Here is a 22,203-nt window from a genome sequence, read left to right as displayed (position 1 = left end):
GCGGCTCCGATAAGGGTGGATGCAGCTCAGGCGGGCACGAAGCGCAGCAGCTCGGCCCCTTCGCTCACCTGGTCGCCGGGGGCGTAGAGCAGTTCGGCCACGGTGCCGTCGGCGGGAGCGGATAGGGTGTGCTCCATTTTCATGGCCTCCATCAGCGCCAGCGGCTGCCCTTTTTTGACCGCTTCGCCTGCGCTCACGCAAAACGACAGCACCTTGCCCGGCATCGGGGCGCTCAGACGGCCGCCCTCGAGGGCGTGGTCGCCGGCGTGGGCGAGCCGGTCGATCTCGACGATCTGCGCCGCGCCCTGCGGCGTGAAGACGTGCACCTGCTCGCTCAGCATGTAAACGCTGGCGCGGCTGCTGTGCCCGCCAAAGCCCAGCTCCAGCGCCCACGCGCTGCCAGCGGGCAGTGAATGAAAGCGCAGTGGGCCTGCGCAGTCCGCTGCAGCGGCTGCGGGCGCAACCGCCGCAGCGGCCTCGGCATCAGCCTGCGCCGCCTGCACCGCCGGCGGTTCCACGCACAGCTGCACGCTGGCGTCGCGCGCATAGATTAGGGTGGCATCCACCGGCTGGCCCCGGTACTCGAAGGCCAGGCGGCGCCGGGCGGCGTCGGCGCTGGGGTGGCTGCACCAGCCGTCGCGGCGGCTGAAGGGGTCGGGGGTTTCTAGGGCGCGCTCGTCGAGCAGGGTTTGCGCCGTGGCCGCGGCCACGGCCAGCGGCAGGCCGACCGGGTCTTGGTCAAAAAGCCGCGCGGCCTCGCGCGGGATCAAGGCGGTGTCGAGCCGGGCTTGGGCAAACGATGGGCTGCGCACCACGTGGCGCAAAAATTGCACGTTGGTCGCCAGCCCGACGATGTGCGTCTGCGCCAGCGCCGCGTCCAGCCGCGCCAGCGCCTGCTCGCGGGTGTCGGCGTGCACGATCAGCTTGGCGATCATCGAATCGTAAAACGGGCTGATGGCGTCGCCCTCGCGCACGCCGTCGTCGAAGCGCAGCGGGCCGCGCTCAAAGGCGCAGTGCGCCGGTTTGCGGTACACCGCCAGCGTGCCGGTCGCGGGTAGGAACTGCTGGTCGGGGTTTTCGGCGCAGATGCGCGCCTCGATGGCGTGGCCCTGCAGACGCAGCTCGTGTTGCTGCAGCGGCAGCGCCTCGCCAGCGGCCACGCGCAGCTGCCACTCCACCAGATCGACGCCGGTGATGGCCTCGGTCACCGGGTGCTCCACTTGCAGGCGCGTGTTCATCTCCATGAAGTAGAAACGCATCGCCTCGGGCTGGGCGTAGTCGGCCTGCTCAACGATGAACTCCACCGTGCCCGCGCCCACATAGCCCACCGCCTGCGCCGCCGCCACCGCCGCCTGCCCCATTTGCTGGCGCAAGGCGGGGGTGAGGCCCGGCGCCGGGGCTTCTTCGAGCACCTTTTGGTGCCGGCGCTGCACCGAGCAGTCGCGCTCGTGCAGATAGACGCAGTGGCCGTGCGAGTCGGCAAACACCTGGATTTCGATGTGGCGTGGGCGCTGCACGTATTTTTCGAGCAGCACCGCGTCGTCGCCAAAGCTGCTGCGCGCCTCGCGCTGGCAGCTGGCGAGCGCGGCGGCAAAGTCGGCGCTGGATTCGACTGCGCGCATGCCCTTGCCGCCCCCGCCGGCGCTGGCCTTGATCAGCACCGGGTAGCCGATGCGGTCGGCCTCGCGCTGCAGCAGCGCCGGGTCTTGCGCGGCGCCGTGGTAGCCCGGCACCAGCGGCACGCCGGCTTGCTCCATCAGGCGCTTGGACTCGGCCTTGAGCCCCATGGCCTCGATCGCTGCCGCCGGTGGCCCGATGAACACCACGCCCGCGGCGGCGCAGGCGCGGGCAAAGTCGGCGTTTTCGCTCAAAAAACCGTAGCCGGGGTGGATGGCTTGCGCGCCCGTGGCTTGGGCCGCGGCGATGATGCGCGCCCATTGCAGGTAGCTGTCTTTGGGCGCCGAGCCGCCGATGTGGATCGCCTCGTCGCAGGCGCTCACGTGCTTGGCTTGCGCGTCGGCGTCGGAATACACGGCCACCGTCTGCACGCCGAGGCGGCGCGCAGTGGCGGCCACGCGGCAGGCGATTTCGCCGCGGTTGGCGATCAGGATTTTCTTAAACATGCTGCGTGTCCTCAGTCCAGCCAATTGGGCTTGCGTTTTTGTAGGAACGACTGCACGCCCTCGCGCCCTTCGGCGCTGGCGCGGATGTCGGCGATGGCCTCGACCGTGCGCGCCACCAGCGCCTCGTCCAGCGGCGCTTGGGCAATGTCGTGCAGCAGCCGCTTGCAGGCACGCACGGCGGCCGGGCCGTTGGTGCACAGGGCGCCCACGAGCTCATCGACGCGCGCATCCAGCGCCTCGGGCGCCACCACGGCGTGCACGAAGCCGATGCGCAGCGCCTCGGCGGCATCGAAGCGTTCGGCGCTCAAAAAGTAGCGCTGCGCCGCGCGCGCGCCCATGGCGCGCTGCACGTAGGGGCCGATGGTGGCCGGAATCAGGCCCAGCTTGACTTCGCTCAGGCAAAAGTGGGCCCCTTGCACCGCCACCGCCATGTCGCAGGCCGCCACCAGCCCCATCCCACCGGCGTACACATCGCCTTGCACCCGCGCCACGGTGGGCTTGGGGCAGTCGTGAATGGCGCGCAGCATGGCCGCCAGCAGCCCGGCATCGGCCAGGTTTTGCTCGCGCGTGTAGTCGGCCATGCGGCGCATCCAGTGCAGATCGGCCCCGGCGCAAAAGGCCGGCCCCTCGGCCGCCAGCACGATGGCGCGCACGTCGTCGCGCGCACCCAGCGCCTGAAAAGCGGCGCTGAGCTCGGCAATCAGCTCCTCGTTGAAGGCGTTGCGCAGCTCGGGCCGCGTCAGCACCACGGTGGCGCGCGCACCGCGCACCGTCACCTGCAAGTGGGCCATGCTCTGCGCCCCCTTACATGCGAAACACGCCAAAGCGCGTGTCGGCTATGGGTGCGTTGAGCGCCGCCGACAGCCCCAGCGCCAGCACCCGGCGCGTGTCGGCGGGGTCGATCACGCCGTCGTCCCACAGGCGCGCGCTGGCGTAGTAGGGGTGGCCTTGGGTTTCGTACTGCTGGCGCAGCGGGGCTTTGAAGGCCTCTTCGTCCTCGAGCGCCCATTGGCCGCCCTTGGCCTCGATGGCGTCGCGCTTGAGCGTGGCCAGCACGCTGGCCGCCTGCTCGCCGCCCATGACGCTGATGCGCGCATTGGGCCACATCCACAAAAAGCGCGGGCCAAAAGCGCGCCCGCACATGCCGTAGTTGCCGGCACCAAAGCTGCCGCCGATGATCACCGTGAACTTGGGCACCGCCGCCGTGGCCACCGCCGTCACCATCTTGGCGCCGTGGCGCGCGATGCCTTCGTTTTCCACCTTGCGCCCCACCATGAAACCGGTGATGTTTTGCAAAAACACCAGCGGCACCTTGCGCTGGCAGCACAGCTCGATGAAGTGCGCGCCCTTTTGCGCCGATTCGCTGAACAAGATGCCGTTGTTGGCCACGATGCCCACCGGCATGCCCTCGATGTGGGCAAAGCCGCAGACCAGCGTGCTGCCGTACAGGGCCTTGAATTCGTGGAATTCGGAGCCGTCCACAAGGCGGGCGATGATCTCGCGCACATCAAAGGGCTTGCGCGTGTCGGTGGGCACGATGCCGTGCAGATCGGTGGCCGGGTAGCGCGGCGGCTGCGGCGTGCGCAGCACCGCCTCGGGTTGCTTGCGCCGCCCCAGGTGCGCCACCGCTTGCCGCGCCAGCGCCAGCGCGTGCAGATCGTTTTGCGCCAGGTGGTCGGCCACGCCCGACAGGCGTGCGTGCACGTCGCCGCCGCCCAAGTCTTCGGCGCTCACCACCTCGCCGGTGGCGGCCTTCACCAGCGGCGGCCCGCCCAAAAAGATGGTGCCCTGGTTTTGCACGATGATGGATTCGTCGCTCATCGCCGGCACGTAGGCGCCGCCGGCGGTGCACGAGCCCATCACCACCGCGATCTGCGCGATGCCCTGCGCGCTCATCTGCGCCTGGTTGTAGAAAATGCGGCCAAAGTGGTCCCGGTCTGGGAACACCTCGTCTTGGTTGGGCAGGTTGGCGCCGCCCGAATCCACCAGATAGATGCAGGGCAGGCGGTTTTGCTGTGCGATTTCTTGCGCGCGCAGGTGTTTTTTGACCGTCAGCGGGTAGTAGGTGCCGCCCTTGACGGTGGCGTCGTTGCACACCACCATGCACTCGATGCCGGCCACGCGGCCAATGCCAGTGATCAGGCCGGCGCAGGGGGCGTCGTTGTCATAGACATCGAGCGCGGCCAGCGGGGCCAGCTCCAGAAACGGGGTGCCGGGGTCGAGCAGGGTTTGCACGCGCTCGCGTGGCAGCAGCTTGCCACGGGCGGTGTGCTTGGCGCGCGCCGCCGCGCCGCCACCCTGCGCGATCTGTTCCAGCCGCTGGCGCAAATCGACCACCAGGGCGAGCATGGATTCTTGATTGGCCAAAAACTCGGCGCTGCGGTTTTTGAGCCTAGTCTCCAAAACGGTCATCGGGGCGTCTCCTAACTTTTTAAGCCCCCATTGTGCACCGAGAGGCTGGGAGGCTGGGAGGCGATTGTTCCTGCCCGTCTTGCACAGCCAAACACCCCCTGCGGCGTTGCGCGGCGTTGCACATGTGCGCCGCAACTCGCGGCTTATCGCCCCAAAAACCGCTGCGCGTCCAGCGCCGCCATGCAGCCGGTGCCGGCGCTGGTGATGGCTTGGCGGTAGATGTGGTCTTGCACGTCGCCCGCGGCGAACACGCCGGGCACGCTGGTCTGGGTGGCAAAGCCGTTTTGCCCGCTTTGGGTCACGATGTAGCCGTCTTTGAGCTCGAGCTGGCCTTTGAACAGTTCGGTGTTGGGACTGTGGCCGATGGCGATGAAGCAGCCGTGCAGCGCGATGTCCTGGGTCTGCCCGGTCTGCACCTGCTTGATGCGCACCCCATTCACGCCGCGCTCGTCACCCAGCACCTCGTCAAGGACATAAAAAAGCTTGAGCTCGATGCGGCCCTCGGCCACCTTGGCCATGAGCTTGTCCACCAAGATCGGTTCGGCGCGAAAAGCGTCGCGCCGGTGCACCAGCGTTACCTTGCTGGCGATGTTGGACAGGTACAGCGCCTCTTCCACCGCCGCGCTGCCGCCACCCACCACGCACACCTCTTGGTCGCGGTAAAAAAAGCCGTCGCAGGTGGCGCAGCCGCTCACGCCGCGGCCCATGAAGGCTTGCTCCGAGGGCAGGCCGAGGTATTTGGCCGAGGCCCCGGTGGCGATGATCAGGCTGTCGCAGCTGTACTGGCCGCTGTCGCCTTGGAGGCGAAACGGGCGCTGGCTCAGGTCCACGCTCTGGATGTGGTCGAACACGATCTCGGTCTGGAAGCGCTCGGCGTGGGCCTGAAAGCGCTGCATCAGTTCCGGGCCCTGCACCCCTTGGGCGTCGGCGGGCCAGTTGTCCACGTCGGTGGTGGTCATGAGCTGGCCGCCTTGGGCCATGCCGGTGATCAAGAGCGGTTTGAGGTTGGCGCGCGCGGCATAGACGGCGGCGGTGTAGCCGGCCGGGCCGGAACCGAGGATCAGGACTTGGGCGTGGCGGGGGTTCATGGTGTGGGCTCTCCGGGTGCAGTGGGCTAAAGGTGAGTGTATCGTAGCAGCAAACTCAAATGCAGGTGGGGGTATGTATTTTTGACCAGCGGGCGGCCTCGGTTAAGCTAGCGCCTGCACATGAGTACCCCTGTCAACACCCTCAACAAAGACGCAGCGCGCAGCGCGGCCCGCGGCATTCGGCGCTTCACGCAGGAGTTTGCCCTGCTGCTGGGAGCGGCCGGGCTGCTGTTTTGGTGGCTCGCGCTGCTGAGCTACAGCCCCGGCGATGCCGCTTGGTCCACCTCGGGCGTGGCCTCGGCCAGCGCCAACTGGGGCGGGCGCGCCGGCGCCTGGCTGGCCGATTTCAGCTACCTTTTGCTGGGGGCGTCGGTGTGGTGGTTGGTGCTGGCAGCCTCGCATATCTGGCTGATGGGGTTGGCGCGCTGGTTGCGCGTGCCTGCTGCTGCCGGGCCCAGCAGATCTGTGGCGCGGCCCGATACACCGCTGGCCGCTTTGCGTGCTCGCTTGCAGCAGCCGCCGTGGCCTGGGGTAGCGTTTGGCGCCGGGCTGTTGTTGCTGCTGGCGACCAGCACGGTGCTGGAGTGGAGTCGGCTGCACCGCTGGGATGCGTGGCTGCCGGGTGAGTCCGGTGGCCTGTTGGGCAGCCTGCTGGGGCCGCCGGCGCAGCTCTGGCTGGGGCAGACTGGGTCGGCCTTGCTCGCCATCTGCCTGTTGCTGGTGGCTATGGCGGGGGTGTTTCGGTTTTCTTGGGCCGAGGCGGCCGAGGGTTTGGGACGCTGGGTTGACGACGCGGTGCAGCGCTGGCGCCTGCGCCGCGAGGCCAAAGAAGACCTGCGCATCGGCCGCCAAGCCCTGCGCCAGCGCAGCCTCGAGGAATCGGAATACGAGCAGTTGCACCCGGCGCACCCGTTGAGCGTGCAAGGGGATGAGCGAGCCGCCGTTGACCCAAGCTTTGGCAGTGGCCTCAGCCCCGGCGCGCAAGACGACGATACCGACGCCGAGCCGTTGTTGGAGCCGCCTCTACACAAGCCAGCCGCCGCTGCGGGGGCCAAACCCGCCGCCAAACCCGCGGCCAAGGCGTTGCAGATCGAACCCGTGCTCACCGAAGTGCCACCCAGCAGCCGCGTGGTCAAAGAGCGCCAGCAGCCGCTGTTCCACGATTTGAGCGACACCAAGCTGCCGCAGATCGACCTGCTCGACGCCGCCACGCGCCAGTCGGCCAGCGTGGCCCCCGAAACGCTGGAGATGACCAGCCGCCTGATCGAGAAAAAGCTGGGCGACTTTGGCGTGCAGGTGCAGGTGGTGGCGGCGCTGCCCGGGCCGGTGATCACGCGCTACGAGATCGAGCCGGCCACCGGCGTCAAGGGCTCGCAGGTGGTGAATCTGGCGCGCGATCTGGCGCGCTCGCTGTCGCTGGTGAGCATCCGCGTGATCGAAACCATCCCCGGCAAAAACCTGATGGCGCTCGAGCTGCCCAACGCCCGGCGCCAGACCATCCGCCTGAGCGAGATTCTGGGCTCGCAGGTCTATCACGACGCCAAAAGCCTGCTCACCATGGGGCTGGGCAAAGACATCGGCGGGCACCCGGTGGTGGTCGATCTGGCCAAAATGCCGCATTGCTTGGTGGCCGGCACCACCGGTTCGGGCAAGTCGGTGGGCATCAACGCCATGATCCTGAGCCTGCTCTACAAGGCCGACCCGCGCGACGTGCGCCTGCTGCTGATCGACCCCAAGATGCTCGAGCTCAGCGTCTACGAGGGCATCGCGCACCTGCTGGCGCCGGTGGTCACCGACATGAAGCAGGCCGCCAACGCGCTCAACTGGTGCGTGGCCGAGATGGACAAGCGCTACCGCCTGCTGAGCAAGCTCGGGGTGCGCAACCTGGCCGGCTACAACGCCAAGATCGCCGAGGCGGCGGCGCGTGGCGAGCCCATCGGCAACCCCTTTAGCCTCACGCCCGAGCAGCCCGAGCCTCTGCAGCGCCTGCCGCACATCGTGGTGGTGATCGACGAGCTGGCCGACCTGATGATGGTGGTGGGCAAAAAAATCGAGGAGCTCATCGCCCGCTTGGCGCAAAAAGCGCGCGCCGCCGGCATCCACCTGATTTTGGCCACCCAGCGCCCCAGTGTCGATGTGATCACCGGCCTGATCAAGGCCAACATCCCGACGCGCATCAGCTTTCAGGTCAGCAGCAAGATCGACAGCCGCACCATTTTGGACCAGATGGGTGCCGAGGCCCTGCTGGGCATGGGCGACATGCTCTACATGCCCAGCGGCAGCGGCTACCCCAGCCGCGTTCATGGCGCTTTTGTCAGCGACGACGAAGTGCACCGCGTGGTGGCTTGGCTCAAGGCCCAGTGCGGCGAGCCCGATTACATCGACGGCGTGCTGGAAGCCCCGATCGACGCCGAAGGCGGCAGCGAAGCCGAGGGCGACGCCGGCGCGGGCGCGGGCGGCGAAACCGACCCGCTCTACGACCAGGCGGTGGCGATCGTGCTGCAAGACCGCAAGGCCAGCATCAGCTACGTGCAGCGCAAGCTCAAGATCGGCTACAACCGCGCCGCGCGCCTGCTCGAAGACATGGAGCGCGCCGGGCTGGTGAGCGCCCTGACCAGCAGCGGCCAGCGCGACATTCTGGTGGGCGGGCGCAGCGCCGATTGAGCGGCTACAGAGGCTGCGGCCACAACTCCTTACACCTGCGCCGCCGCTGTCTGCAACCGCTGCGCCGGCTTTGCATCAAAATGGGTACCATGCACCGACACCCCTTTACGCTCCCCGGCCTGGCTCGCGCCATGGCCACATGGGCCACGCTGGCGGCCTTGGCCACCCTGCCCGTTGCGGCGGTGGCTACCCCAGCGGCCAGCGGCCCGGCCACCCCGGCAGCCGCTGCGGCGGCCACCGCCACCACCCCCGGCACCGCCTTGGGCGACTTGCAAGCCTTTTTGCGGCAGACCCAGCAAGGCCGCAGCGCCTTCACCCAGACCGTGACCGGCCCGCGCCCGGCGCCCGCTCCCGACGCCTTGGCGGCCGCCAACGCCCCGGCCGCGCGGGTGCAAATCAGCCACGGGGTGTTCGAGTTTCAGCGCCCGAACCGCTTTCGCTTTCATTACCAGCGGCCGTTTGAGCAGCTCATCGTCGCCGATGGCCAAACCCTGTGGCTCTACGACCCCGATCTGGCCCAAGTCACGGCGCGGGCGCAGCGCGAGGTGCTGGGCCAGACCCCGGCCGCCCTGCTGGCCTCCGGGGCCGACCTGCGCACCCTGCAGCAGGCCTTCAGCCTGAGCAACGCCCCCGACGCCGACGGCCTGCGCTGGGTGCAGGCGTTGCCCAAGGGCGCCGACGCGCCGCTGCAAGCGGTGCGCATCGGCTTTCGCGGCGGCCAGTTGGCGGTGCTCGAGATTCTGGACCGCTTCGGCCAGCGCTCGCACATCGCCTTCGAGCGGCTCGACACCCGAAGCGCGTTCCGGCCCGGCCACTTCAGCTTCAGCGTGCCGCCCGGTGCGGCGCTGATCCGGCCCGAATGAAGCCCCGGCCACGCTGAGTTCTATGCAGGCCGGCACCCGCCCACTAGCAGAGCGGCTGCGCCCGCAGACCTTGGCCGACGTGATCGGCCAAGCGCACCTGCTCGGGCCCGGCAAGCCGCTGCGCGTGGCCTTCGAGACCGGGCAGCCGCACAGCTGCATCCTGTGGGGGCCGCCGGGGGTCGGAAAAACCACGCTGGCGCGGCTCATGGCGCAGGCCTTCGAGGCCGAATTCATCGCCATCAGCGCCGTGCTGGGGGGCGTGCGCGACATCCGCGACGCCGTCGAGCGCGCCCAGCAGGCGCGTGTCGGCCAGCCGCCGCGCGCCACGCTGGTGTTCGTCGATGAGGTGCACCGCTTCAACAAAAGCCAGCAAGACGCCTTTTTGCCGCACGTCGAAAGCGGGCTCTTTACCTTCATCGGTGCCAGCACCGAAAACCCGAGCTTCGAAGTCAATTCGGCCCTGCTCTCGCGCGCTACCGTCTATGTGTTGCAGCCCTTGAGCGAGGCCGAGCTCGAGCAACTGCTCGAGCGCGCCCAAGCCCACACTGGCCTGCCGGCGATCGATCCGGCCGCGCGCCAGCTCCTCATCGGCCACGCCGACGGCGACGCCCGGCGCTTGCTCAACACCCTCGAGACCGTGGCCGTGGCCGCCGGCGCGCAACGGCTGCCGGCCATAAACGCCGACTGGCTGCTGGGCCTGCTGGGCCAGCAGCTGCGCCGCTTCGACAAGGGCGGCGACGCCTTCTACGACAGCATCAGCGCCCTGCACAAAAGCGTGCGCGGCTCCGACCCCGACGCCGCCCTGTACTGGCTGGTGCGCATGCTCGACGGCGGCGCCGACCCGCGCTACCTCGCGCGGCGGCTGATCCGCATGGCCAGCGAAGACATCGGCCTGGCCGACCCGCGCGCGCTGCGCATCGCGCTCGACGCCGCCGAAGTCTATGAGCGCTTGGGCAGCCCCGAAGGCGAGCTGACGCTGGCCCAAGCCACGCTCTACCTCGCCGTGGCCCCCAAGAGCAACGCCGCCTACAGCGCCTACAAAAGCGCGCGCGCCTTGGTGCAGCGCGACGGCAGCCGGCCGGTGCCGCTGCGCCTGCGCAACGCCCCCACGGCGCTCATGCGCACGCTCGAGCACGGCCAAGGCTACCGCTACGCGCACGACGAACCCGACGCCTTCGCTGCCGGCGAAAACTACTTCCCCGATGGCCTGCACCCGCCCCCCCTGTACGAACCGGTGCCACGCGGCCTCGAGATCCGTATCGGCGACAAGCTGCGCGAGCTGCGTGCGCGCAATGCGGCCGCTTCCAAGCCCTGAGCCAGCAAGCCCGCGCCGTTTTAAAGCAGCAGCCGCATGCTGCGCGCCGTTTCCTGCAACACCGGCAGCACGCGCTTGAGGGCCGTCTCTTGGCTTTCGTTGTTGATGGGCATGGTCACGCTCAAAGCGCCCAGCAGCTGGTCTTTGTGGTCGTACAGCGCCACCGAAACGCCACGAAAATTCACCTCGAGCTGCTGATCCGAAATGAACCAGCCTTGCAGGCGGGCTTGCTCGAAACAGGCGCGCAGCCGATCCTTGTCGCTTAAGGTGTGAACCGTGTAGGGGCGCAGGGTTTGCCGCTCCAGCCACGGGTTCCAGTGCGCGGGCCCGAGCATGCCCAGAATCACGATCCCGGCCGCTGTCACGTGCGCCTGCACCCGCGAGCCCAGCATATAGCCCGAATGGGTGTGGCGCAGGGTGCCGCTGCGTGCCAGATAGACCACATCGTTTTCATCCAGCACCGCCACATACGAGGATTCCCCAGTGCCCGCCGTGACGCGCTGCAAATAGGGCTGCACGGCGCGCGGCAGCCGGGCCGAATCCAGGTAGGCGTGCGACAGGCGCAGCACGCGCGGCGTGAGCCAAAACAGCTTGCCGTCGGTGGCCACATAGCCCAGATGCACCAGCGTGAGCAAGTGGCGGCGGGCAGCGGTGCGGGTCAGGCCACAGCGCTGACCGGCCTGGCTGGCCGTCAGGCGCGGGTGCTCGGAGTCGAACACCTGCATGATCGACAGGCCTTTTTCCAGTCCGGCGATCCAGTCCCGGCGCTCGAGGGTTGCGGCTGCGGTGTGGGGTTGCATGGCGGGTGGTGTTTCGCTCGTGGGGTATGGTGGCACGAGTTTTGATCGATGATCGTTCGATTATGAGCGATCAGCGCAAATGGCGAGCGCTCGGGGTGGTCACTTGCCCAGCAAACTCGCTTACAGTGCCAAATATACAGAGGAGCACCGCCCATGAACGAAATCAGCAGCCTGGCCACCGGGATGCGCGAACCCTTGCTGGCCTTTAGCAGCGACGAAGCCAACCCGATCGGGCTCGATGGCATCGAGTTCATCGAATACGCCACCAGCAAACCGCAGGCCTTGGGGCAGGTGCTGGAGATGATGGGTTTCAAGCCCGTCTCGCGCCACCGCTCGCGCGAGGTGTTGCTGTACCGCCAAGGCGGGCTCAATGTGGTGGTCAATGCGCACACGACGCAGGGCCGCGACGGCCGCTTGCCCGACACCTCGGGCGTTGCCAGCCTGTCAGCCATTGCCTTGCGCGTGCGCGATGCGCGCGCCGCCTACCGCTACGTGCAAGACAAAGGCGCTTGGCCGGTGCCCACCCACGCCGAAGTGATGGAGCTCAACATCCCGGCCATTCACGGGGTGGGCGGGAGCCGGATTTATTTTGTCGATCGCTACCGCGAGTTTTCGATTTACGACGTCGATTTCATCCCGGTGCCCGGGGTCGAGCAACACCCGCCGGCCACCGCCGGGATTCATTTTTTTGGCGTCGTTCAGTACATTGGGCCCGAGCGCAGCAACGACTGGATCGAGTTTTATACCGAACTGCTCGGGGCACGCCTGATTCCCGACGAGGAGCGCTTTGGTATTTTGCCCAAAGGCAAGCTCATGCGCCTGCCCGCCATCCACCCCGGGGCGGAATTTTTGTTGCAGCTGATCGAGCCCGAGCCCAATGTGATCGATGTCGATGAGCGCCTGCAACGCATAGGCTTGGGCGTACCCGATGTGTTGCAGGCGGTGCAGCAGTTGCGCCGCAATGGGGTCGAGTTTGTGGAGACCGAGGCCGCGCACAGCGAGGCGCGCGGGGCCATCAGCAAAACCTATCTCGGCGCGGTGGTGTTCGAGCTCGTCAAAAGCACGCCGGGGGTGCAGCCATGAGCGCTGCCCAAGCTGCGCGGCAGGTGCCCACCGCCTTTGGCATGGACACCATCACGCTGCCGGGCACCCTCGAGGCCAAGCTCGAAGCCATGCAGCGCGCCGGGTTTGAGCAGGTGATGCTCAAAGCCAACGACTTGGTGGGGCACCCGGGCGGGGTCGAGGCGGCGGTGCGGGCGGTCAAGGCCAGTGGCTTGCGCGTGACCGGTTTTCAGGTGCTGCGCGATTTCGAAGGCTTGTCGGGCCATTTGCACGATTACAAGGTCGAGGTAGCCAAAAGCATGCTCGAACTGTGTGCCACGCTCGAGAGCCGCTTGCTGCTGGTGTGCTCATCCACTTCGGTGCACGCCAGCCACGACCTCGACCATTTGGCCGCCGATTTGCGCAAGCTCTCGATGCTGGCGCTGCCCTTGGGCATCAAAATCGCCTACGAGGCGCTGTCGTGGGGGCGGGTGGTGAACCAGTTCACCACCGCGTGGGACGTGGTGTGCCGCGCCGATGCGCCCAATCTGGGGCTGGGCATCGATTCGTTCCACATTTTTGCCGCCGGCACGCCGATCGAAGAAATCGACTACATCGACCCGGAAAAAATCCTGCTGGTGCAACTGTCCGATTTCATGTGGCAAGAGACCAAAACCTTTGCCGAGCGCATAGCCACGGCGCGCACCTTCAGGGTGTTCCCGGGCGAGGGGGTGCACAGCCAGCAATTGGTCGATCTGGTGCTGCGCCTGAATGCCCTGCGCTACACGGGCGATTACAGCTTCGAGGTCTTCAACGAAGACTACCTGCAAATGCCCTTGCCCAACGTGGTGCAGCAAGCCAAGCGGTCGGCGCTCTGGCTGGCCGACGATGTGCTGCGCAGCTCGGTGCCTTTTCCCAACAGCCTGCGCTTGCGCGCCTGATCGGCCTTTTTTACGGATTTTGAAGCGGGGCTGTATTCAGGCTTCGAGTTGCGCCAACGAGCGCAGGGTCTGGGCGTCGGTGCTGGGGTAGCCAAAATACTCCAGATAGACCGGAATTTGCTCAAACAGCATGTCGGTGCCGATCTGGATCGGGCAGCCCCGTTGCTGTGCAGCCGCCAGCAGCGGCGTCAGGGTTTGCGCCATCACCACATCGCCCACCAGCGTCTGCGGGGCCAGACGCTGCACATCCAGCGGCAGCGGGTCGTCTGGGTTCATGCCCAGCGGGCTGGCGTTGATGACGGTGTCCATCCCGGCCGGGTCGTTGTCGGTGACTGCAACCCGCGTGGCCGGGAAATAGGTTTGCAGGCGCTGCGCCAGCGCGTGCGCGCTCTCGGCCTGGCGGTCGTGCAGGCGCAGCATGGCCGGCTGGTGTGCCGCCAGTGCGGCCGCAATGGCGCTGCCCACGCCGCCGCAGCCCACGATCAACACCTTGCTGCCCTTGATCGGGTGTCCTTTGCGCAACAGGGCGCGGCTGAAGCCCTCGCCGTCGAACATATCGCCCAGCAGGCGCCCATCGGCCCCCTTTTTGACCGCGTTGCAAGCCCCGGCCACCATGGCAGCCGGGCTGGCGACATCGACCAGATTGAGCGTGGTCATCTTGTGCGGCATCGTCACCAAGGCGCCGCGGATGTTGCGCAGCGCAAAAATGGCGCGCAAAAACTGCGGATAGTCCCGCGCTTCGCAGGCCAGCGGCACCACCACCGAGTTTTCACCGATCGAGCGAAAGTAGGGGTTGTAGATCTGCGGCGACTTGAAGCTGTGCGTGGGAAAGCCAATGTGGGCGATGATTTCAGTGTGGCCGTTGATCATGAAATGGGTCTCCTCGGGCTTTTCATTCTATGCACGACGCTGGCGCCCACGGGGAGCAACGGGCGGCAAACGTACGAAGATCGCGCTGAATCGGATGAAGATCGCTCGAAATGGGCGTTAACCCTTATTTTCGAGAGTGGATCAAAGTCGGAACCCCTCAAAAAATGGGCGAAAAATCTAGGGTATTCCATGATTTCGATCGATAGTCGTTCGCCAAAGTATGCTCACCGATCGGCGCTTTCTGGCGGCACCTTCCTAGGCTATGCGGCATCGCATAGAGTACCCTACAAGACTTGGGGCAAGCCATCGAGTGGGTGCCGGCAGGTCTGAGTCACCGCGTCCCTTGTCGGTTTATTCGGTTCAATTTTTCAGGAGACACACATCATGTCGCTCGACAAACGTCAATTCATGGGTGCTACGCTCGCTGCGCTGGCCAGCGCCTCGATGAGCAAGCTCGCCTTGGCCCAAGCGCCCTTTCCCACCCGCGACCTCAACGGCATCATCCAGTTTGGTGCCGGCGGTGGCACCGACATCAGCATGCGCGGTTATGCGCCGCACGCCGAGCGCGTGCTGGGGCGCAACATCGTGCTCTCGAACCGCCCGGGCGCGGCCGGCGCGATCGCCGCCAACTTCGTGCGCCAGCAACCGGCCGATGGCTACACCCTGCTCATGGGGGCCGAGCCGCAAGCGCTGTTTCGCGTCATGGGGGTGGCCGACTTCGATTACAACGAGTTTTTCCCGGTCAACATTGCCGCCATGGCCAACACCATTTTGTTGGTCACGCGCCCCGATGCGCCGTGGAACACCATGCAGGATATTTTGAGCTTCGTGCAGGCCAACCCACGCCGGGTGCGCCAATACCTGTCCGGCATCGGCACGGTGCCCTTTACCGTCAACCTGATGATCTCCAGACTGACGCGCTTCGAAACCCTAATGGTGCCCTTCGACGGCGACGGGCCAGCCATCGCTGCCCTGCAAGGCGGCCACCTAGATATCGGTTTCCTCACCTCGGCGGCCGCGATTGAGCACGTGCGCGCTGGTCGCCTCAAAGCCTTGGGGGTGTTGAGCGACCAGCCGTTCCAAGGCATTGCCCCCATGACCAACGCGCCATCGCTGGCTGGTTTGCCGCGCTTCTTGCCTTGGGGTGCTTGGTTTGGCGTGTTCGTGCGGCGCGAGGTGCCCGATGCCGCCAAGGCGCGGCTGGTGGCGGCTTTCCGCGAAGCGGGCAACAACCCCGACTACCGGCGCATGATGGAGGGGCGCGGCAACACCATGCTCAACCTCGGCGGCGACGAGGCGCAGCGCTTCATCAACCGCTGGACCTCGACCACCGCCTGGCTCTACCAAGACGCTGGCCAAGCGCGGGTGAACCCGGAAACGCTGGGCATTCCCCGGCCACGCTGATCGCGTTGGCAAGCGGGCGCGCGGCGTGCTGCGCGCCCATTTCATTTTTTGTAGCGGGTGCTGTGATGTCAGATACCAAGCCTAGGGTCGTGGGCGAAGTCTTTTTTGTGCTGCTGCTGCTGGCGGTGAGCCTGTTTTTGCTCTGGTCGGCCTACACAATCTCGGGCTTTGAGTCTTTTGCCTCGGCAGGGGCGGTGCCCATGGCCGCTGCGGGACTGATGGCGGTCTGCGCCTTGGTGATCTTGGTGCAGACGCTGCGCCGCCCACCCGGCGAGCCAGAGGCCGGCTTGGTGCGCCGCCTGATGGTGCAAGTCACCCCCCCGGCTCTGCTGTTCATGCTGGTGCTCATCGTCTTGTACGTGGTGCTGCTCGAGCAACTGGGGTTTTTATTGGTCTCTTTTTTGTTTTTGTACGCCTCGATGTTTGTGCTCGGCAGTTTCCGCTGGTTTCTGAACCTGGTGGTGAGCGTGGGCACGCTGGTGGTGATCTACATTGTGTTTGAAGAGCTGTTTTCGGTCGTTTTGCCGGGTGGTCGCCTGTGGCAAGGGGTGTTTCAATAATGGAACTGGTGCACGCCTTCTTTGCCTCTTGGATCGACCCGTGGCTGTTGCTGCTGGCCGCGATCGGCACCTTTGCCGGGATTTACATCGGCGCCATACCGGGCCTGTCGGTCACCATGGCGGTGTCGATTCTGGTTTCGTTCACCTTCAAGTGGCCGATACATGACGCGCTGGTGCTGATTTCCGGCATCTTTCTGGGTGGGGTGTATGGCGGCTCGCGCAGCGCCATTTTGCTCAACATACCGGGCGCGCCGGCGGCCGTGGCCACCACGCTGGACGGCTACCCCTTGGCCAAAATGGGCGAAGCGGGCAAGGCGATCGGCCTGTCCACCGTCATGTCGGTGATCGGCGGTTTTGTCGGCATTGCGGTGCTGGCGATCGGGGCGCCATTGATTTCCGATCTGGCCCTGATGTTCAGCCCGCGCGATTACCTGCTGCTGGCCGTGATGGGTTTGTTGCTGGTGGGCGGGCTCACGGGCGACTCGATGGCCAAAGGCGTTTTTGCCGCCGCCCTCGGGGTGCTGATCTCGACCGTGGGGCTGGACCCGCTCACCGCCGAGGCGCGCCTGACTTTCGATTCGTTGCAGCTGTCGGCGGGCATCAACTTCATTGCCGCCATGATCGGGCTGTTTGGCGTGGCCGAGGTGCTGGCGCAGATGCATTACCTGCACGTCAAGGCGGTCAAGCAAAACGTGAGCAAGATCATCCCGTCTTGGGCGCTGGTCAAGCAGCACTTTCCGCTTTCCATGCGCAGCTCGGCCATCGGGGTGGGCATCGGGGCGTTGCCGGGTGCCGGTGGCGACATTGCGTCCTTGATGGCTTACGACCACGCACGGCGCTCGACCAAAAACCCCTCGCGCCCCTTTGGTCAGGGCGCCTACGAAGGGGTGGTGGCACCCGAGAGCGCCAACAACGCCTCGGTCGGCGGGGCCTACATTCCCATGATGACGCTGGGCATTCCGGGCGATGCCGTGACGGCGGTGATCATCGGCGCCATGTTCATCCACGGCCTGCGCCCTGGGCCGCTGCTGATGACCGAGACGCCCGATTTGTTCTGGTTCATCGTCGGCTCGCTCGTGCTGGCCAACATTTTCTTGCTCATCTTTGGCCTGACCGGCATCCGCATTTTTGCCAAGGTGGTCGAAACACCGAAGGCCTTTTTGTTGCCGGTGATCTTGATTCTGTCCGCCGTCGGCGCCTACGCGATCAACAACAACCCGGTCGATGTGTACTGGATGCTGGGCTTTGGCGTGCTGGGTTACCTGATGAAGATTTACGGCTTCCCGGTGGCGCCGGTGATCTTGGGGATCGTGCTGGGGCCCTTATTGGAGCGCAGTTACCGCCAGTCGATCCTGATGACGGGCGAAGACCCGGTGCTGTTCTTCACCGAGTTTTTCACCTCGCCGATCTCCGTCATCCTGCTGCTGGCCTTGGGCTTTAGCTTGCTGGTGAGCACGCCGTGGTGGAAGCGCTGGCGCAGCCGGGGTAAGTAGGCGGTGTGTGTGGGCGGGGGCAGCCCATCAATCGCCTTCCGTCGGCACACCGGGTAGGGCCTGCAACTCGCGCTCAATCTGTTCAATGCTGGGCAGGCCGGTTTGCAGTTCAGCCGGCAACGATTCCAGCAGCTTGAACTCGGCCACGCCCATGGGTTGGGTCTTGTCGCCCAAGGCATACTCGGCTACCACTTTGTTCTTGCTCTTGCACAGCAGCAGGCCGATGGTGGGTTGGTCGTGCTCACCCTTGATCTGGCGGTCCACCGCAGTGAGGTAAAAACCCAGTTGCCCCAGATGCTCGGGCTTGAACTGGCCGCCTTTGAGCTCGATCACCACGTAGCAGCGCAGCTTCAGGTGGTAGAACAGCAGGTCGATGAAGAACTCGTCGCCCCCTACCTCCAGCAGCACCTGCCGCCCCACAAAGGCAAAGCCTGCGCCCAGCTCGAGCAAAAACTGCGTCACATGCTGCACCAGCGCTTGCTCGATGGCGCGCTCCTGTGCATCATCGTGCAAACCCAAAAAATCAAAGCGATAAGGGTCCTTCAGCGACTCGCGCGCCAAGTCGGAGAGCGGCGCTGGCAGGCGCTCGGCAAAGTTGGTGATGGCTTGGCCTGCGCGGGTGTGGGCGCGGGTTTCGATCTGCATCACCAAGACGTTGCGCGACCAGTTGTGCTCAATCGCCTTGGTGGCATACCAGCGCCGTGCCGCGCTCTCGGTCAACTTGTCCAGTAGGGCAAGCTGGTGGTACCAAGGCAATTGTGCAAGCACCGCTTGCACAAATTCAGCCTCGGGCCAAGCTTGGGCAAAACTGCGCATGTACTTGAGGTTGCGCGGCGAAAACCCCTTCATGTCCGGGAAGGCGGTGCGCAAATCGTGCGCCAGCCGCTCGATCACCTTGGCGCCCCAGCCCTCGCGGCTTTGGCGCTGCAAGATGTCGCGGCCTATCTGCCAGTACAGCAGCACCAGCTCGCGGTTCACCGCCAGCGCGGCGCGCTGCTGAGCGCTGTGGATGCGGATTTTGAGCTCGGCCAGCCAGTCGGCATAGCCCGCTGGCGGCGCGGTGATGGCAATCGGGCGCTCGCTCATGCCAGCACTCCAGCGCTCAGGGCCCAGCAGCGCAGCGCCGACCACTGGGCTGCGCCGGGTTGTGCTGCATCTTCAAGTTCCCAGTCCATCTGTGTCCCTCCGCTGCGTAAACCGGATGCCGCTCATCCGTTTCCATCCGTCCCCGTCCATTCTAGGCCACCCACCCCCGCTAAAATCAAAGGTTTGCACCCACACCCCCACAGCGCACCATGGCCGACGACACGCACCTGCCCGCCGACGAAAACCACCTGATCTCCGAGCGGCGCGCCAAGCTGCAGGCGCTGCGCCAAGCGCAGGCGGCTGGGGGGCCGGTGGCGTTCCCCAATGACATCAAGCCGCAGCAGCGCGCCGAGGCCTTGCACGCCGAGTACGGGGCCTTGAGCAAAGAGATGCTCGAGCCGCTGCAGGTGCGCGCCAGCGTGGCCGGGCGCATGATGCTCAAGCGCGTGATGGGCAAAGCCAGCTTTGCCACGCTGCAAGACGGCTCCTTTGGGCCCACCGAGGGGCGCATCCAGATCTACCTCAACGACGCCAGCGTCGGGGCCGAGCAGCACGCCGCCTTCAAGCACTGGGATCTGGGCGACATCGTGGCCGCCGAGGGCACCCTGTTCAAAACCCGCACCGGCGAGCTCACGCTGCAAGTCGAGCGGCTGCGCTTGGTCACCAAGAGCCTGCGGCCGCTGCCCGACAAATTTCACGGCGTACACGACCAAGAGCTCAAGTACCGCCAGCGCTACGTCGATCTGATCACCGACCCGCAAGCGCGTCGCCGCTTTCTGGCGCGCAGCCTGGCCGTGAGCAGCCTGCGCGAGTTCATGCTGGCGCACGACTTTCTCGAGGTCGAAACGCCCATGCTGCAGCCCATACCGGGCGGCGCCAATGCGCGGCCTTTCGTCACGCACCACAACGCGCTCGAGCAGGACATGTACCTGCGCATCGCCCCCGAGCTCTACCTCAAGCGGCTGCTGGTGGGCGGTTTCGAGCGCGTGTTCGAGATCAACCGCAACTTCCGCAACGAAGGCATCAGCGTGCGCCACAACCCCGAGTTCACCATGATGGAGTTCTACGCGGGCTACTGGAACCACCTCGACCTGATGGTGTTTACCGAGCAGATGATCCGCCACGTGGCGCAGCGTGTCTGTGGCGGCACGCGGTTGCAGTACCAAGGGCGCGATGTGGATTTGGGCGCGCCGTTCGAGCGCCTCACCATCCGCGAGGCCATCGCCAAGTACAGCCACGCCGGCGCCCACGCCGACGACCGCGCCTGGCTGCAAACCCAGTTGCAGCAGCTCGGCCTCGACCCAGTCAAGCAGCGGCTGGCCGAGCGCAGCCTGGCCGGTTTGCAAGTCATGTACTTTGAAGAAACCGTCGAGCCGCAGCTGTGGCAGCCCACCTTCATCTGCAACCACCCGACCGAAATCTCGCCGCTGGCGCGCGCTTCCGATACTGACCCGAGCATTACCGAGCGCTTCGAGCTCTACATCAGCGGGCGCGAAGTGGCCAACGGCTTTAGCGAGCTCAACGACGCCGAAGACCAAGCCGCGCGCTTTGCCGCCCAAGCGGGCCACAAAGACGGCGGCGACGACGAGGCCATGTACTACGACGCCGACTTCGTGCGCGCGCTCGAGTACGGCATGCCGCCGGCCGGCGGTTGCGGCATCGGCATCGACCGCTTGCTGATGCTGCTCACCGACAGCCCCAGCATCCGCGACGTGATTCTGTTCCCGGCGCTGCGCCGGGAGGGCTGAATCAGGAGGGGCAGAGGGGCAGGGCGGCCTAGCCTTGCCAGCCTCTCAGCGCGCCTCAACGGCTTAAGCCGCCTCCAGCGCCAAGCGCATTTTTTTCAGCGCCGCAGCCTCGATCTGCCGAATGCGCTCGGCGCTCACGCCGTATTCGGCCGCCAGTTGGTGCAGCGTCATGCCGCCGCTGCCGTCGTCGGCCACCTTGAGCCAGCGCTCGCTCACAATGCGGCGCGCGCGCTCATCGAGCTGCCCCAGCGCCTGCTGCACGCCCTCGCTGGCCAAGTGGTCGCGCTCGCGCGCCTCCAGCACCGCACTCGGTTCGTGGCCGTTGTCGGCCAAGTAGGCGATCGGGCCGTAGGCCTCCTCGCCGTCGTCGCCCGGGCTGGGGTCGAGCACCACGTCGCCGCCAGCGAGCCGGGTCTGCATCTCGAGCACGTCGGCGCGGCGCACCTTGAGCTCGCGCGCCATCGCGTCCACCTCGAACTCGCTCAGTTGCTCGCGGTGCGTGTCGGCATCGCTCGCCTGCGCCTTGAAAGCCTGCTTCATGCTGCGCAGGTTGAAAAACAGCTTGCGCTGCGCCTTGGTCGTGGCCACGCGCACCATGCGCCAGTTTTTGATGATGTATTCGTGGATTTCGGCCTTGATCCAGTGCAGCGCGTAGCTCACCAGCCGCACCCCCTGCTGCGGGTCGAAGCGCTTGACGGCCTTCATCAGCCCCACGTTGCCCTCTTGGATCAGGTCGGCGTGCGGCAGGCCGTAGCCCAGGTACTGGCGCGACACCGACACCACCAGCCGCAGGTGCGACATCACCAGCCGCCCGGCGGCCTCGAGGTCGTTGTGCTGCTGCAGGCGCTGCGCGTAGTCGTGCTCTTCCTCGGCGGTGAGCAGCGGCAGGCGGTTGACGGCGCTGATGTAGGCGTCTAGGTTGCCCAGCGGGGGCAAGACCAGCGCCGAGGTGCCCGTCCAGCCCACGGGGGCGGAGGGCGCGAGTTGGTAAGGCGTAAACGGGGCAAGGGCGGTGCTGCTCATGGGGGCATCTCCTTTGATAGTCAAGCCGTGCGGCTCTGGCCGATAGGGCAACAATTGAATATTAGCACTCTATGGCGTTGAGTGCCAAGAGCGGCGGTGGCAAGAACCCAAAAAGACACTGCCGAAGCAGGAACAGTGCAGCCCCGAAGCAGGGCGCGCCAGCAAGCCAGTCGGTAGGCTCCGTAGGCGGCCAGACTCAGGCTGGCGCAGTGGCGCTGCGCGTTTGGGCGCGCCGCTGTGCCATCTCGCGACCCATGCCCGCTTGGTCGTAGGCTTGCAGGCGCTTTTGCGCTTCCGGGTAGGCCAGCGATTCTTCGAGCAGCAGGTGATCGAGGTACAGCGCCTCGAACACCTCCAGCGCGTGTTGCAGCTCGGCGTGGTCAAACCATTGGCTGCCCGTGCTCAATGCAGAGATGGCGGGTGCGATGTGCAGCCAGTTTTCTTCCAGCCAGCCGTGGTCTTGTACCAAGCGGCGCGCGGCGGCAGCCAGTTCTTCGTCGCGGCTGGCCAGCAGCACCGGAAAGATGTGGGCCTCTTCGTCCAGATGGTGTTGGCGCGCTTCGCCGTTGAAAAAATCCAGCACTGTGCGCGCCTGCCGGCGCCCGGCGGCGTCGAGCGTCTGTGTCTGGCAGGCCTCGACCGTGGCGCGCAACAAAAGCAAGTGGCGTTGCAAGTCGCGGTGGGATTGATCCAAAAAGTCAAACAGGGCGATTTGGGAGCGGGGGCTTATCATAGGGCGCTTCCTCCGATTGAATTCTTTTATTATCCTGCG

The 22,203-nt window shown here is 66.1% G+C and carries 18 protein-coding genes; 9 read left to right on the top strand and 9 right to left on the bottom strand.

The features are described from left to right. Positions 1-26: 26 nt before the first annotated feature. From SMCB_RS09595 to trxB, 4 genes are all read right to left on the bottom strand, one after another. The gene (locus tag SMCB_RS09595; RefSeq protein ID WP_045536616.1) at positions 27-2,123 is read right to left on the bottom strand and encodes an acetyl/propionyl/methylcrotonyl-CoA carboxylase subunit alpha; all 2,097 of its coding nucleotides are present in this window, start codon (positions 2,121-2,123) and stop codon (positions 27-29) included. 11 nt (positions 2,124-2,134) lie between these two features. After that, the gene (locus SMCB_RS09590) at positions 2,135-2,914 is read right to left on the bottom strand and encodes an enoyl-CoA hydratase/isomerase family protein (RefSeq protein WP_045536614.1); all 780 of its coding nucleotides are present in this window, start codon (positions 2,912-2,914) and stop codon (positions 2,135-2,137) included. Between the two features lie 13 nt (positions 2,915-2,927). After that, complete coding sequence (locus tag SMCB_RS09585; RefSeq protein ID WP_045536612.1) at positions 2,928-4,535, bottom strand: carboxyl transferase domain-containing protein; 1,608 nt, start codon at positions 4,533-4,535, stop codon at positions 2,928-2,930. 143 nt (positions 4,536-4,678) lie between these two features. Then, a complete protein-coding gene (gene trxB / locus SMCB_RS09580; protein ID WP_045536610.1) occupies positions 4,679-5,623 on the bottom strand; it encodes a thioredoxin-disulfide reductase in 945 nt (314 codons plus the stop codon). 120 nt (positions 5,624-5,743) lie between these two features. On the opposite strand from trxB, the gene SMCB_RS09575 reads away from it, so the two are divergent. The 3 genes from SMCB_RS09575 to SMCB_RS09565 all read left to right on the top strand — a co-directional run bounded on the left by SMCB_RS09575 (position 5,744) and on the right by SMCB_RS09565 (position 10,465). Next, on the top strand, positions 5,744-8,287 hold the full coding sequence (locus SMCB_RS09575) for a DNA translocase FtsK (RefSeq protein ID WP_045536609.1): 2,544 nt from the start codon (positions 5,744-5,746) through the stop codon (positions 8,285-8,287). Positions 8,288-8,418: 131 nt separating this feature from the next. Beyond that, complete coding sequence (lolA, locus tag SMCB_RS09570; RefSeq protein WP_082027464.1) at positions 8,419-9,150, top strand: outer membrane lipoprotein periplasmic chaperone LolA; 732 nt, start codon at positions 8,419-8,421, stop codon at positions 9,148-9,150. Positions 9,151-9,172: 22 nt separating this feature from the next. Next, positions 9,173-10,465 carry a replication-associated recombination protein A gene (locus tag SMCB_RS09565; protein ID WP_045536607.1) on the top strand — a complete coding sequence of 431 codons (1,293 nt, stop codon included), beginning with the start codon at positions 9,173-9,175 and terminating at the stop codon, positions 10,463-10,465. A gap of 20 nt (positions 10,466-10,485) precedes the next feature. Here SMCB_RS09565 and SMCB_RS09560 read toward each other — a convergent pair whose 3' ends face one another. Further along, positions 10,486-11,265, bottom strand: a complete 780-nt coding sequence (locus SMCB_RS09560) for an IclR family transcriptional regulator domain-containing protein (RefSeq protein ID WP_045536605.1) — start codon at positions 11,263-11,265, stop codon at positions 10,486-10,488. 153 nt (positions 11,266-11,418) lie between these two features. Between SMCB_RS09560 and SMCB_RS09555 the strand changes: the two genes are divergently transcribed. Further along, entirely contained in the window at positions 11,419-12,348 is a 930-nt protein-coding gene (locus SMCB_RS09555; RefSeq protein WP_420834893.1) for a VOC family protein, read from the top strand. Further along, entirely contained in the window at positions 12,345-13,247 is a 903-nt protein-coding gene (locus SMCB_RS09550) for a sugar phosphate isomerase/epimerase family protein (RefSeq protein WP_045536603.1), read from the top strand. The genes SMCB_RS09555 and SMCB_RS09550 overlap by 4 nt, the downstream gene beginning before the upstream one ends. A 36-nt stretch (positions 13,248-13,283) precedes the next feature. Here SMCB_RS09550 and SMCB_RS09545 read toward each other — a convergent pair whose 3' ends face one another. Then, entirely contained in the window at positions 13,284-14,117 is an 834-nt protein-coding gene (locus tag SMCB_RS09545; RefSeq protein ID WP_045536601.1) for a shikimate dehydrogenase family protein, read from the bottom strand. Positions 14,118-14,501: 384 nt separating this feature from the next. On the opposite strand from SMCB_RS09545, the gene SMCB_RS09540 reads away from it, so the two are divergent. From SMCB_RS09540 to SMCB_RS09530, 3 genes are all read left to right on the top strand, one after another. Further along, positions 14,502-15,521 (top strand): tripartite tricarboxylate transporter substrate binding protein, encoded by a 1,020-nt coding sequence (locus SMCB_RS09540; RefSeq protein ID WP_197539300.1) that lies wholly within the window; start codon positions 14,502-14,504, stop codon positions 15,519-15,521. A 65-nt stretch (positions 15,522-15,586) separates the two neighbouring features. After that, positions 15,587-16,081 (top strand): tripartite tricarboxylate transporter TctB family protein, encoded by a 495-nt coding sequence (locus tag SMCB_RS09535; protein WP_045536599.1) that lies wholly within the window; start codon positions 15,587-15,589, stop codon positions 16,079-16,081. Continuing rightward, positions 16,081-17,574: a tripartite tricarboxylate transporter permease gene (locus SMCB_RS09530; RefSeq protein WP_045536597.1), complete on the top strand. Its 1,494-nt coding sequence runs from the start codon at positions 16,081-16,083 to the stop codon at positions 17,572-17,574. The genes SMCB_RS09535 and SMCB_RS09530 overlap by 1 nt, the downstream gene beginning before the upstream one ends. Before the next feature lie 27 nt (positions 17,575-17,601). Here SMCB_RS09530 and SMCB_RS09525 read toward each other — a convergent pair whose 3' ends face one another. Then, positions 17,602-18,660, bottom strand: a complete 1,059-nt coding sequence (locus tag SMCB_RS09525) for a PDDEXK nuclease domain-containing protein (RefSeq protein ID WP_045537980.1) — start codon at positions 18,658-18,660, stop codon at positions 17,602-17,604. Positions 18,661-18,869: 209 nt separating this feature from the next. Here SMCB_RS09525 and lysS point away from each other — a divergent pair, with 209 nt between their 5' ends. After that, on the top strand, positions 18,870-20,408 hold the full coding sequence (gene lysS, locus SMCB_RS09520) for a lysine--tRNA ligase (RefSeq protein WP_045536595.1): 1,539 nt from the start codon (positions 18,870-18,872) through the stop codon (positions 20,406-20,408). Positions 20,409-20,471: 63 nt separating this feature from the next. Here the strand turns inward: lysS and rpoH are convergent, their stop codons facing one another. Then, positions 20,472-21,431, bottom strand: coding sequence for an RNA polymerase sigma factor RpoH (gene rpoH / locus SMCB_RS09515; protein ID WP_082027346.1), 960 nt, complete (start codon positions 21,429-21,431; stop codon positions 20,472-20,474). Between the two features lie 196 nt (positions 21,432-21,627). Beyond that, positions 21,628-22,164: a hemerythrin domain-containing protein gene (locus SMCB_RS09510; RefSeq protein ID WP_045536593.1), complete on the bottom strand. Its 537-nt coding sequence runs from the start codon at positions 22,162-22,164 to the stop codon at positions 21,628-21,630. Between the last annotated feature and the right edge of the window lie 39 nt (positions 22,165-22,203).

The sequence above is a fragment of the Serpentinimonas maccroryi genome, from assembly GCF_000828915.1.
Lineage (GTDB): Bacteria > Pseudomonadota > Gammaproteobacteria > Burkholderiales > Burkholderiaceae_C > Serpentinimonas > Serpentinimonas maccroryi.
The sequence above is the reverse complement of the archived record's forward strand: the minus strand, read 5'-3'. Positions and strand labels throughout refer to the sequence as shown.